The sequence below is a fragment of the Leptotrichia sp. oral taxon 223 genome, from assembly GCF_013394795.1.
Classification (GTDB): domain Bacteria; phylum Fusobacteriota; class Fusobacteriia; order Fusobacteriales; family Leptotrichiaceae; genus Leptotrichia.
This window is the reverse complement of record NZ_JABXYU010000004.1, coordinates 303,458-316,327: the sequence shown is the minus strand read 5'-3', so window position 1 is coordinate 316,327 and position 12,870 is coordinate 303,458. Positions and strand designations below refer to the sequence as shown.

The 12,870-nt window shown below is 30.3% G+C and carries 15 protein-coding genes; 12 read left to right on the top strand and 3 right to left on the bottom strand.

Features of this window, described 5'->3' with window-relative positions; translation table 11 throughout:
* Position 1: 1 nt before the first annotated feature.
* The 6 genes from HW275_RS11780 (at position 2) to HW275_RS11755 (ending at position 6,485) form a co-directional block, all read left to right on the top strand.
* Positions 2-1,351 carry a PTS sugar transporter subunit IIC gene (locus HW275_RS11780; protein WP_178936737.1) on the top strand — a complete coding sequence of 450 codons (1,350 nt, stop codon included), beginning with the start codon at positions 2-4 and terminating at the stop codon, positions 1,349-1,351.
* A 198-nt stretch (positions 1,352-1,549) separates the two neighbouring features.
* On the top strand, positions 1,550-2,071 hold the full coding sequence (locus HW275_RS11775; RefSeq protein ID WP_178936736.1) for a GrdB-related putative oxidoreductase: 522 nt from the start codon (positions 1,550-1,552) through the stop codon (positions 2,069-2,071).
* Positions 2,072-2,205: 134 nt separating this feature from the next.
* Entirely contained in the window at positions 2,206-3,195 is a 990-nt protein-coding gene (locus tag HW275_RS11770) for a hypothetical protein (RefSeq protein WP_178936735.1), read from the top strand.
* 5 nt (positions 3,196-3,200) lie between these two features.
* On the top strand, positions 3,201-4,280 hold the full coding sequence (locus HW275_RS11765; protein WP_178936734.1) for a M42 family metallopeptidase: 1,080 nt from the start codon (positions 3,201-3,203) through the stop codon (positions 4,278-4,280).
* A gap of 27 nt (positions 4,281-4,307) precedes the next feature.
* Complete coding sequence (locus HW275_RS11760; protein WP_178936733.1) at positions 4,308-5,273, top strand: N(4)-(beta-N-acetylglucosaminyl)-L-asparaginase; 966 nt, start codon at positions 4,308-4,310, stop codon at positions 5,271-5,273.
* 24 nt (positions 5,274-5,297) lie between these two features.
* Positions 5,298-6,485: a Sapep family Mn(2+)-dependent dipeptidase gene (locus HW275_RS11755; protein WP_178936732.1), complete on the top strand. Its 1,188-nt coding sequence runs from the start codon at positions 5,298-5,300 to the stop codon at positions 6,483-6,485.
* A 97-nt stretch (positions 6,486-6,582) separates the two neighbouring features.
* Here HW275_RS11755 and HW275_RS11750 read toward each other — a convergent pair whose 3' ends face one another.
* The 3 genes from HW275_RS11750 to HW275_RS11740 form a co-directional block, all read right to left on the bottom strand.
* Positions 6,583-6,849: a type II toxin-antitoxin system RelE/ParE family toxin gene (locus HW275_RS11750; protein ID WP_178936731.1), complete on the bottom strand. Its 267-nt coding sequence runs from the start codon at positions 6,847-6,849 to the stop codon at positions 6,583-6,585.
* Complete coding sequence (gene relB, locus HW275_RS11745) at positions 6,839-7,075, bottom strand: type II toxin-antitoxin system RelB family antitoxin (protein ID WP_178936730.1); 237 nt, start codon at positions 7,073-7,075, stop codon at positions 6,839-6,841. Before relB ends, HW275_RS11750 begins: the two co-directional genes overlap by 11 nt.
* 84 nt (positions 7,076-7,159) lie before the next feature.
* Positions 7,160-7,657: a methylated-DNA--[protein]-cysteine S-methyltransferase gene (locus tag HW275_RS11740; protein ID WP_178936729.1), complete on the bottom strand. Its 498-nt coding sequence runs from the start codon at positions 7,655-7,657 to the stop codon at positions 7,160-7,162.
* A 320-nt stretch (positions 7,658-7,977) separates the two neighbouring features.
* Between HW275_RS11740 and HW275_RS11735 the strand changes: the two genes are divergently transcribed.
* From HW275_RS11735 to HW275_RS11710, 6 genes are all read left to right on the top strand, one after another.
* The gene (locus HW275_RS11735; RefSeq protein WP_178936728.1) at positions 7,978-8,460 is read left to right on the top strand and encodes an SH3 domain-containing protein; all 483 of its coding nucleotides are present in this window, start codon (positions 7,978-7,980) and stop codon (positions 8,458-8,460) included.
* Between the two features lie 33 nt (positions 8,461-8,493).
* Entirely contained in the window at positions 8,494-8,895 is a 402-nt protein-coding gene (locus tag HW275_RS11730; protein WP_178936727.1) for a hypothetical protein, read from the top strand.
* Positions 8,896-9,009: 114 nt separating this feature from the next.
* Positions 9,010-9,288, top strand: coding sequence for a hypothetical protein (locus HW275_RS11725; protein WP_178936726.1), 279 nt, complete (start codon positions 9,010-9,012; stop codon positions 9,286-9,288).
* Between the two features lie 101 nt (positions 9,289-9,389).
* Positions 9,390-10,352 carry a hypothetical protein gene (locus HW275_RS12500; protein ID WP_255460111.1) on the top strand — a complete coding sequence of 321 codons (963 nt, stop codon included), beginning with the start codon at positions 9,390-9,392 and terminating at the stop codon, positions 10,350-10,352.
* A gap of 78 nt (positions 10,353-10,430) precedes the next feature.
* A complete protein-coding gene (locus HW275_RS11715) occupies positions 10,431-11,228 on the top strand; it encodes a hypothetical protein (RefSeq protein WP_178936725.1) in 798 nt (265 codons plus the stop codon).
* Between the two features lie 367 nt (positions 11,229-11,595).
* The gene (locus HW275_RS11710) at positions 11,596-12,825 is read left to right on the top strand and encodes a replication-associated recombination protein A (protein ID WP_178936724.1); all 1,230 of its coding nucleotides are present in this window, start codon (positions 11,596-11,598) and stop codon (positions 12,823-12,825) included.
* The last annotated feature ends 45 nt before the right edge of the window (positions 12,826-12,870 follow it).

The following is a 12,870-nucleotide window of genomic DNA, read 5'->3' as shown; positions in this document are numbered from 1 at the left end:
AATGTTTGATAAGTTGGAAAAAGTGTTAGGGCCTTTGGCATCTAAATTGAGCAGCAATAAAGTTTTGACGGCAATCCGTGATGGATTTTTAGTAGGTACACCATTAATTATAGTGGCTTCAATATTTCTAGTTATCGGAAATTTTCCAATTCCTGGATATTCAGAATTTGTAGCTAATTTTTTTGGAAAAGGATGGGAAGAATATCTTGATGCGGTTATTAATTCCACGTTTGGTATAATAGCTCTTCTTGGAGTCATCGGTATTGGGTATTATTATGGAAAAGCGAAGGGAATAGAAGGAATAGCGGGAGCAGCAGTTTCATTAGTTGCATTCCTGATTATAAGCCCTCAGACACACCCGCTTTTTGTGGATAAGGAAGGTAAGGCTTTTAGCGGATTTGCATCAGGAAATTTAGGAACAAAAGGATTATTTTTGGCAATGATTACAGCATTAATCTCTGTAACAATATTTACTGCAATTAAAAATAAGGGATGGACGATAAAATTACCGGATGGAGTGCCGCCTGCAGTAATGAATTCATTTGCGGCATTGATTCCAAGTATGTTTGTTATGTTTACCTTTTTTATAATAAGACTTGGATTCCTGTTTTTAACTAAGGAAGGATATGCACATGATTTTATTTATAAAATATTACAGGCACCTTTAATGGGATTTGGACAAAGCCTCATATTTGAGCCTATTTATCAGTTCCTGTCGACATTATTCTGGTTTTTTGGTATAAATGGTCCAGCAGTTACAAATACTATTTTCAACCCTATACACTTGGCATTAACTGCTGAAAATCTGACTGCATTTAATACGCATCAGCCTCTGCCTAATATATTTACAGGGTCATTTGGCGATTTCTTCTGTAACTTCGGTGGAGGAGGAAGTACGTTATCTCTAGTGTTACTGATGATATTTAAAGGCAAGTCGGAACGTATGAAAAAATTAGGAAAATTATCTATAGTGCCTGGAATTTTTGGTATAAATGAAATGGTTATTTTCGGACTTCCAGTTGTATTAAATCCGATTATTGCAATACCATTCCTGTTAGTACCTCTTGTTAATACAATTTTGGCAACAGCTGCTACTTTATTACATATTATACCCCGTACAACAGGAGTATTACTGCCTTGGACAACACCTATGTTCTTTTCAGGATGGCTGGCTACAGGAAGTATAATTGCAGGTATTTTCCAAATAATACTGGTGATAATTGGATGCCTTATTTACTATCCATTTTTCAAAGTATTGGACAATCAATATCTGGAAGAAGAAACAAAACCTATAGAAAAAAATGAAAAAGATGATTTAGAAGACATTTCACTTGATGATATATCTTTCTAAAAAATATAATTTGTATTGAATAAGGCTGTTTCAAAATTATTTATAAATTTTAATTTTGGGACAGTTTTGTTCATTATGGAGATTACTTCAATATGGAAATTTTATTTAATAAGAAAGTGTTTAAAAAATTATAAAAATAACAGAGCAGCTAATGACAGAACATTTAAGTAAAATTTTTAGCAGTAAAGGAGACAGACAATGAGAATAGTTTTATTTTTTGATCAGATTCAATCTGGAACAGGTGGAAAAGAAGGTGCTAATGTAGAACTTGCACTTGAAAAGGGTGGAATAGGTTCATACATGATGTTTTCAGAATATATAAAAAATATAGGTGGAACAGTGCTTGCAACAACATACTGCAGCGACAGCTATTTTAAGAAAAATCAGGAACTTGTCCTTGAAAAGATGACAGGTCTTCTAAATAAGGTAAAAGCGGATATTCTTTTGTGTGGACCATGTTTCAACTATTACAACTATGCAGAAATGTCCTCCATTTTAGCAGAACATGTAAAAAAGGAAACAAATTGTAAACCTGTAGTTGTATGTTCAGAAGAAAATAAAGAAATAATAGATAAATATAAAAATAATCTGGTAATGATAAAAATGCCAAAAAAAGGTGGAGTAGGATTACGTGAATCACTGCAGAATATGGCAAAAGTAATTAAGAAGGTTTATGATGGGGATAATTTATCCGAAGTAAGCGATTATATATATAAATAGCTAGGAAAAAATTATCATAAAAATTTAAATAAAATATATGAGAAGCATAAATTTTTACATTATTTTTGAATACTTTGAGAATAGTTTTGTCTATTAATTTATCTGTATTGTCAAATAAAAGAAATGGAGTAAATATGAGACTAAAAGAATTATGTCAGTTAAATGGAGTTTCAGGGGATGAAAAGGAAGTGCATGATTTTTTATATGATGAATACAAAAAAAGAAAACTTTCAATAATAAAAGATAGACTAGGGTCTGTTTTTGGTCTTAAAAAAGGAAATGATTCGTCATATAAAATAATGATAAGTTCAAACATGGATGAAAGTGGAGGAATGGTTTCAGACATCAGGGAAGACGGACTGATGGAATTTTTAACAATAGGAGTTTATGAAAAGAATCTGTTTGAGCAGAGAACAGTAAAAGTACTTAACAGAAGACATGAAGAATATACAGGGTTTATAGTAAAAAATGAAAATGAACTTTTACTTGATACAGGATATGGAAGTAAAGAGGAAGTTTTAAAGGCAGGAATTCAGATTGGAGATATTTTTTTACTTGATGTTCCAACTTTATGCCTTCCGGAAGGAGAAATACTTTCTAAAAATCTTTCTAACAGGGCAGGGCTTGAGGTTGGTCTTACAGTTCTGGATAAACTGGAAGAAGGGAACGAAAATCTTCCATTTGATGTAGCAGTAGGCGGAATATCTCATTCGGTAACAGGTCAGCGTGGTGCAATAACGGCAACGACTGCTGTAAAACCTGATATAGCAATTGTCATTGATACAGCATATGTAAAAGAACCCAAAGAAAATGCCATATATATTCGTAGTTTTGATAAGTCAATGCTTCCAAATCAAATGTTAAAACAGGAATTTTATGAAGTTGCACAGAAAAAAGGATATATTCCTAAAGGGCATGTTCAGCTGGAAGCAACAGACGGGTCATTTATCCATAAGTCATTGGAGGGAACTCCGACAGTTGTACTTGTACTGCCTTTAAAACATAGACAGGCTCTTTTAAATTCGTTAAAAGTAAAGCACATAAATAATCTTAGTGATGTAATCATAGAGTTTATTAAGGGACTGACTGCTGAAAAAATAGAAAAATTCGGATTTAAAGGGTGAGAAAAATGAATTTTGATATAAAATGGGAAGTTTTGAAGGAGCTGACAGAAACTTATGCAATTTCAGGATTTGAAGAGAATATTGTCGATATATTGAAAAAGCATATAAATCTTCCATTTTCTCAGGATGGTCTTGGATCCTGCCTTTTTACAAAAGAAGGCAATGGTATTTCTATAATGATAGCCACTCATATGGACGAAGTAGGATTTGTAGTAAAGGAAATAGATGAGCAGGGGTACCTGTATTTTCAGAATGTAGGAAATATGTGGTCGCATGTTCTGCTTAACCAGAAGGTGACAGTTATAAATGAAAAAAAGAATATATATTATGGTGTTATTGGTGGACCTGCAGTCCATTCAATAAAGGAAAAGGAAAGAGAAAAGGTATTGCCAATTGATAAACTATATATTGATATGGGAGTCAGCAGTAAAAAACGGATTGAAGAACTGGGAATAAAAGTAGGAGATATGATATGTCCGTATGGAGAAATGATAGATCTGAATGAAGAAGGATACCTTGCAGGAAAAGCTTTTGACAATCGTGTAAGTGTAGCAGCAGGAATATGGCTTATGAATATGCTGAAAAATGAAAATACAGGTAACAAAGTCACACTAGCAGCAACAGTTCAGGAGGAGGTTGGGCTAAGAGGTGCAAGAACAACAGCACATAAAGTATTTCCTGACCTGGCAATAGCTGTAGATACTACTTTGGCAGGGGATACTCCCTTGAATAAAAACAATATAAAGCTTGGAAAAGGGGTAGCTATTAATGTTATTGATTCAATGACCATAATGAACAGAGGACTGCTTATTTATATTGAAAATCTATGCAGAAAGAATGAAATTCCTTATCAGCTGAGCTGTTTTACAGATGGGGGGACTGATGCAGGGAATATTCATAAGTCAGGAACTGGAATACCTGCAACAACTTTATCTATACCTATGAGATACATGCATACTCATCTTGGAGTTGTACATAAGGATGATATTATTGCGACATTGAAACTGCTGAAACTGATAGTAGAAGATCTGACTCCTGAAAAGTATGACAGAATATTGAAGGAAAACTATAATTACAGTGAATAAGATGAAAAAACTTGAGGAGGTAAGAAGATGTGGGGAATAATTGCAACATGGTGCATGGCACATGATGGTGTCAAAGAAGCTGCAAAAATACTGAAAAATGATGGAAAAGCGGGAGAAGCAATAGAAACAGCAATAAAAAATGTTGAAGATTTTCCTTTTTATAAATCTGTAGGTTACGGTGGACTTCCAAATGAAGAAATGGAAGTGGAACTGGATGCGGCATACATGGATGGAAGCAGCTTTGATTTTGGTGCAGTATGTGCCATTAAGGATTTTGCCAATCCTATATCTGTTGCCAGAGATTTGAGTCATTTAAATGAAAATAGCATGTTAGTAAGTGAAGGCGCAGAAAAATATGCGCATAAAAAAGGTTTTGAAAGAAAAAATATGCTTACAGAAAGGGCAAAAATACATTACAGAAACAGATTGAAGGATATGGCACATATAAAAGAAATAGAAATAAAGCCCTATTCAGGACATGATACGGTTGGTATGGTGTGCCTTGATAAAGAAGAAAATATAGTTGCAGGAACTTCTACAAGTGGACTTTTCATGAAAAAGAAAGGAAGAGTGGGAGATTCGCCTGTAATTGGTTCAGGACTCTATGCTGACAGTGAGATTGGAGGAGCAAGTGCAACAGGGCTTGGAGAAGATATAATGAAGGGAATAATTTCATATGAGATAGTAAAACTTATGGAAAGTGGTCTTTCTCCTCAGAAAGCATGTGAAAAGGCTGTCTTCACTTTTGAAAAGAAATTGATAAGAAAAAGAGGAAAAGCAGGAGATATTTCTGTAGTTGCCATGAATAATAAAGGAGAATGGGGAGTAGCTACAAATATTGAGAATTTTTCCTTTGTTGCAGGAAATGAAAAGACTCCTGTAAAAGTATACAGGACAAAAAGAAAAGACGGTGAAATGGTACATGAAGAAGCGACTGAAGAGTGGCTACAGGAGTATATCAATGAAAGAACTAAACCTCTTATAGAAAAATAAGGCAGGTAGAAAAAGGATAATAATATGGATGATAATAAAAAATATGATAAAAACAGGAATATTTCCGATGAGGAAATAATATTGAAAATAAAAGAAGAAGTGAAAAAAATACAGCCTGAATTAATAGGGAAAATACGTGAATTAGTTTCAATTTACAGCATTCAGACGGAAGCTGAAGAAAATGCCCCATTTGGGAAAGGGCCTGCTGAGGCACTGGATAAAGCTCTGGAAATATCAGAAAAACTGGGATTTAATACAGCGAATATAGATAATAAAATAGGTTATGCAGAATATGTACCGGAAGAAATAAGGGATTATGAGGAATATATAGGGATTTTTGGACATGTAGATGTTGTTCCTCTTGGTGAAGGGTGGAAATACCCTCCATTAGGTGGGAAAATAGAAAATAATCGCATATATGGAAGGGGTGTTCTGGATAATAAAGGTCCCATTCTGTCAAATCTTTTTGCACTCCATATTCTGAAAAAATTAGGAATAAAATTTGATGTTCCTGTAAGAATAGTTTTCGGAACAAATGAAGAAACAGGATTTGCATGTGTAAAACATTATCTGACAAAGGAAAAAGTTCCTATTTTTGGTTGGACTCCTGACTGTAAATGGCCAGTTGTGTACGGAGAAAGGGGAAGGCTTAAGGTAAGAATATATTCTGAAATGAAAGATTTAGAGAAATTATATGAATTTGTAAATGGATATATTTTATCAGCACCTAGTAACGGTGTAAAATTAAAAATAAACTTTGCGGATGATGATTTCGGAGAAATGATATTAAGAGGGTACAGATTTGGAATTGCTGGAAACAGACATTTTTTTGAATTTGTAATGAGTTATCCTGCAATATGTAAAAAAGAGCAGCTTATGGATTTAATCAGAAGTAATTTGACAGAGGGAACGGAGCTGGAAGAAATTTCCAACTGGAATCCAGTTCTATATGATAAAAGTTCTGAATATGTGCAGACTTTACAGAAAGTATATAATTATGTTACAGGGTTTAATGCAGAACCTGTCACAACTACAGGAGGAACTTATGCAAAGATAATTCCTAATATTATTGCATATGGACCAAGTTTTCCAGGTCAGAAGGATATAGCACATTTACCTGATGAGTGGCTTGATCTGTCAGATTTAGAGAAAATAACAGAGATTTATGCACTTTCATTATATGAAATAAGTAAATTGAAAAATAGAAAATAATAAAGTAAAAAAACTGCCTTTTATTCTTAAAAATAGAGTATCAGACAGTTTTTATCATTTTCAATTCTCAATTAACCTAATAAATTTAGAAATAATTCTAAATATAAATTTTATCCCTTTTATCTATTTGAACAATTAAAATGACTAATTCATCCTTTTCAATTTTTGCAATAATCCTATAATTTTCAACTCTATATCTCCAAAATCCTTTCAGATTGTATCTTAATGCTTTACCAAATTTTTTTGGATTATTTGTATTATTAAGATTTTGTTTAATATAACGCATAATTTTTAGTTTTACAGAATTATCTAGTTTATTTAATTGTTTTTCAGCCTTTTGTCTGATGATGACTTTATATTTCATTTTCCAATCCCATTTTTTTTACTAAATCTTCAAATGAAATTGCCTTTTCTTTGTTTGCCTTATACTCTTCATAAGCTTCAACAGCCAATTTGTAGTCCTCTTCATCTTCGATTTTTTCAAGAATTAAATCTAACATTACTTGGTTTAAATTGATATTGTTTTCCTTAACATAGTTATTGATTTTATTTTCTATGTCAGGGTTAGCATTTATAGAAACGGTTATCATAAAGTTCACACCCTTTCTTGTTAATTTTGTTAATAAAATTTTAACATAAAAAATAATAAAAAGCAATGAAAATATTTTATTAAGCTACTTTATTTCAATGCCTTCCAGTTCTAATAAAAACTCCTTTATATGAAGTCCGCCACCATATCCAACTAATTTTCCATTCGCACCAATTACACGATGGCAAGGAATAAAAATTGAGATTTTATTTCGATTATTTGCCATTCCAACCGCACGGACTGCTTTTTCGTTTTTGATTGCAACTGCTATGTCCTTGTAGGAACGGGTTTCGCCGTAAGGGATTGTTTCAAGAGCGTTCCAGACAGAAATTTGAAAAGGAGTTCCTTCTTTTAGAAGTGGCAAGTCAAAATTTTTTCGTTTTTTGGAAAAATACTCAAATAACTGATTTCTTGCCTTTTTTATTAACTTGGTTTCTTTAATTTGAAAATTATCATCATTTTTAAATTTTTCAATTTCATAATTCCAGATTACATCAGTAATATGAGAATCATTTTCTGTTGTAGCAAGTCCAATTTTTCCAATTGGAGTATTGGTTTCATAAAAATAGATATTTTTTTTCATTGTTATTAGCCTTTCAATTTTTGAATATTTTATATTTAAGGTTTATTGATAAAATTAGTTTTGATTATAATAAACTATTAAATTTTTTTATTATAGAAATATTATAGTATGATTGCATATAAAAGTAAATATAGCATAATAAATTTTATTATAATTTTTTAATTGCTTCTAGTTTTTTTGAATAATATGTGGTATAATAATAACGTAAAAAGAATTAATTTTATTTTTTACAGATTTTATAAAACTGTTATTTTATAGCTACATTAAATATAACAAAGAAAAAATACAGTTAATAAAAAATGTTAAAGGAGTTGAAACTTATGAGAAAGTGTAGAAAGTTAATGTTAAAGGCTATATTTTTGGCATTTTGCAGTTTAGGATTTTCTAAAACCTATTTTGAAGCATATTTAAATGATGCAACATTAGCTAATCTTAGGGAAAAACCCTCAAGCAGTTCAAAAATATTAGCTGGATTGGATATGTTTGAGGGAGGCGAATTAATTAGAAGGGAAGGTAACTGGTATTACATAAAATATAGAACAGAATCGGGAAAAATTCTATACGGGTATATCCATAAAAGTCAAGGCTACCTGATGGAGACTTATGTCGTTTCTTCAAAGGACGGATATGCAAATATAAGATGGGAACCTTCTTCAAGTGCAAAAATAGCTGGAAAAGAAAAAAATGGAAAAGTATTAGAAGTTTATGAAGAAAAAGGAGATTGGCTGTATATTACATACGGAGATTCTCCACATATACCAGTGGCATACGTGCATAGAAGTCAAGTTAAGAAAGAGAAATAGTATATTATAAAATTTAAGATAGGATGATTTGAAATGAGAATATTGAAAAAATTATTAACAATAATAGGAGCATTAATTTTAGTTGCAGTCGTAACAGTAGCGGCAGAGAATAATATGATGAAAAAGACTACAAAAAAGATAGTGGCAGAAGATACTATGAAAAAAGAGTCGTTGGAAAAAATGGAAGAAAAATTCAACAATTACGCAAGATATGAAAAATATGAAGAACTTTTTGACTATTTTTTTGAAACATTTTATCCTGAAATGAAAAAACAAAATTATTCTAAATTACAACATTTTATAGAAGTAACTTTTTTTATAAACGATCAGTTGAAGGATGATAATGAAAAACTGTATAGTAAAAATGTAAAGAGATTTAAAAAAGCAGGACTAGATTATGAATATTCTTCAAAATATAAAGAAATGAAGGACTAAGGAGTGTTGAATTTAAGATTTAACTAGAAAAATTTTTAATTTGAGCATTGAACAGAAATTTTTAAACATAATTTTGAAGCAATAAATTATAAAAATAAAGAGAGGAAGATTAAAATGAAAATATCAAAAAGATTATTAATGGTAACGGTAATATCAATTTTTACTGGAATTGCAGGAAATGCTATGGCAAATGGAAGAATATGTTCCGGAATTCTTTCAAATGGAGATTATTCAGGAAGATTCAGAGTGACTGCAAATGGGGATTTAAGTTATTATACTGAATATTTGGAAATAGAGAATGGAGAAATAAGAATTTACCCAACTTTCAACTTTCAGACAAGGGAACTGTCTTTTAATATAAGGGATGATAACGTAAGAGTTTCCTGTGAGTAGTAAAAACAGCACTAAAGAAGAAAATTTGAAATGAGAACTTTGATATTTTCAGAGTTCTTTTTTTGTGATATAATGAAAAATAAATTAGTCGAGGTTTTGTTATGCTTGATAAATTGTTGTGGGGAAATAAAATATTTAAGGATAGTTTTCTTTTAAAAAAATTTATGAGTAAAAAATTGAAATTGTGGTTGTATAATCAGTATAAAAAAGAAGAAACAAATAGTGAAGAAGAAGAAGAGGTAATAATTAAGGAAAATTTAAGTTATGAATTACTTTGTGACATTTTAAACAATACAGAAAAATATGTAAAAGTCAAAAATGGGAATTTTGAAAATAAATTTTTGATTTATAATGAAGAAGCAAAGGATGGAGAGCCATTTATTATTGCAATATTTAGAGATATGTATGCTTTTTGCGTGTTTTTTTATATAAATAAAAAAGAAGGAAAGTATATTGTTAAGAATAAATGGTTTGATGAAATTGAAATAGGGAATACTGAGGAGTTTTTAAATAATTTGCAGGAATACAACGTAAATCTTGATGTTCCTGAATTTGTAAATTTAAAAAAATATTATTGGGATGAATTGACGTTAATTGAAAAAATCTTAAAGAGATATTTTGATACAGGGAAAATTGAAGTCAAACTAGATGAAAATATTAAAATTAACTGTAAATACAGTGGAATAAAATTAGGAGATCACATTAAAAAAGTAATTTCTGCATCAGAGAAAAGAAATCTAAAAAAATATTATCAGTATTTGCTGTATGAAGACAAAGAACAGAAATATTCATTATTTGCAAATCCAAAAACTGGAAAAATTGTAAAGATTGATATAAAAGATGGGAAATATTTTCCAGCAGAAGATTTGAAAATTGGTGATTACTTAACCGAAGAGAAAATGGAGAAATATGAAATTTATTACGATGAAGCTGATGAAGATGTGTGGCTTAGTGAAGTAGTAAAAGAATTGGCAATAGTAACAGAACTTGTTGGAGAGTATCCTAATCAGAAAGAAAAAATACTGTGGTATGTCTGGTTTGATTATAAAGAGTACAGTTTTTAAGTGAAATAAATCATACTTAAAATTATAAACGTTGATTTGCAAAAATTCAAAAAAATTTAAAATATAGTGGAGGTTTTCATGGAAAATTTTGAAAAGAAAATGGAAAGAGATTTTTTTGATGTTTTTTTAGGAATATTAAAAATAACAGGAATATTTATTTCTACATGGATTGTGTTATTAGTACAAAGAGCAATCTTTAATTATTATTACTATATCAATGTATTAAAGTTGAATTATGGCAATGAAAATGCTGGGATGATTCCAACGTTAGTAGAGGCGGTATTTAGTTTTACTGTTTTGGTTATACTAACTGTTATTTTTATACAAATGATGAAAGTAAGATTTGGTGCAAATAATTTGATAAAAATAATGCTGTGGACTTTTGCTATGATGGTTATAATAATTTTCTTGCTTGGAGGAGGATTTGCTTTTTCTGTGTCAAAGAATTCTGAAATAATAGATTTGAATTATATGATTTTAATATTTTTTAAAAAAGGAATTTTAAATGGAATAATGGGAACAGAATTAGTTGGAATCTTGCTGACAGTATCCTTATTTTCTATCAAAGTATATGAAAAAAATAATGGAAAAAGTATATTTTCAATTATTTATACAGCTATAAATTCAATAATCTTAATTATAATGTATTATTTTATCTCTATTTTTATGGATATATATATGTATCAAACTATAGCAGGTACAGAGAATGATTATATTTGGAAATTTATAATAGAAATAATAAAGAGTACAGATCTATCTAAAGCGATCTTTAATTATTTTTTTTATGTGGTAGTTTTGATTATTGTAATTTTTACAACAATATTAGTTTTAAATGTTTTTTCAGATACTAAAAAGAAACTTTATGGAGAAGAATAGTTTTTAAAACTGTTGAAAATATTGATGTTTAGTGATTAAAGTTTTGAAAAAAATGATATTTATATTTGTAATTTACTTTATTTAAAAAAAATTAAAATACTTGTTGACGAATCAATGTTTTAGTGATATACTTAATCTAAGATAAATTGATCGTTTTGATCATCGGTCTTGTCGTATTTAAATAAGTTATGACAAGACTTTTTTGTTTTAAGGTGAAAGGGAATGGAAGAGGAAAATTATTTATTAGAACAACAGATAGAAACATTAAAAGAAAAAAAGAATAATTACTTATTTAGAAGTTAATTTATATTTGTATTTTTAATATTTGGAAAATTAAACAAAATTATAAAAAAGGAAATATAAAAAAATGAATTTATTTGATGAAGTATATGAAGATAAGAAGCCGCTGGCATTTAGATACCGTCCAAAAAGTCTTGATGATTTTTATGGGCAGAAGAGATTGGTTGGGGAAAATGGGATTTTGAGGAAGATTATTGAGCGTGGAAACTTTATGAATGCAATTTTCTGGGGAGCACCGGGAACAGGGAAAACTACGCTTGCAGAAATAATTGCTGATAAAATGAATTACCATTATGAATATTTGAATGCTATAAAAGCCTCTGTAACTGATATAAAGAATATTTCTGATAAGGCACACAGCAGTTTTCATACGAATGGACAGCAGACACTTTTGTTTTTAGATGAGATTCATAGATTTAATAAGTTGCAGCAGGATTCGCTTTTGCAGGATTTGGAAAATGGGAATATTATTTTGATTGGAGCTACGACTGAAAATCCTTATTATAACTTGAATAATGCGTTGTTATCACGATGTATGGCATTTGAATTTAAAAAATTGAGTGAAAAAGATTTGCTTAAAATATTAAAAAATATTAATGAAAAAGAGAAAATTGGAATTTCAGATGAGATTTTGAAGTATATTTCGGAGATTATTGAAGGGGATGCGAGACAGGCTATAAATATTTTGGAATTAATTGCGAATGTTGGGGTGGATTTTACGCTTGATGAAGTGAAGGAAGTTCTGAATACGAAAAAATCTTATCACAAGACGGAAGATAAGTACAATACGGTTTCTGCGATGATAAAAAGTATTCGTGGAAGCGATCCTGATGCAGCTGTTTACTGGATGGCAAAAATGCTCTCTGGTGGCGAAGATATTTTATATATTGCAAGAAGACTTGTAATTTTGGCTTCTGAAGACATTGGGCTTGCAAATCCACAGGCTTTACCAGTTGCTGTGGCAGGACTTAATGCAATAAAGGAAATTGGAATGCCCGAAGCTAGAATCATTTTATCCGAAGTGGCAATCTATCTTGCAATTTCTCCCAAGAGCAATTCAGCCTATAATGCTATAAATTCAGCATTAAAACACATTGAAAACGAAAAAATTCAGGAAGTACCAGTTCATCTCACAAAAGTTGGAGCAAAAGACTATAAATATCCACACAATTATGAAAATCATTATGTAGACCAAATTTATATGAATGAAAAAATCAAGTTTTACGAGCATGGAGAAAATAAATTTGAAAAGGCGGCGGATGAGTGGTTGAGGAAAATTAAGAAGAATGGGAAATAGACTTTTGGATTTTGTAAAATAATTGGAATAAAAAATACTCAGACA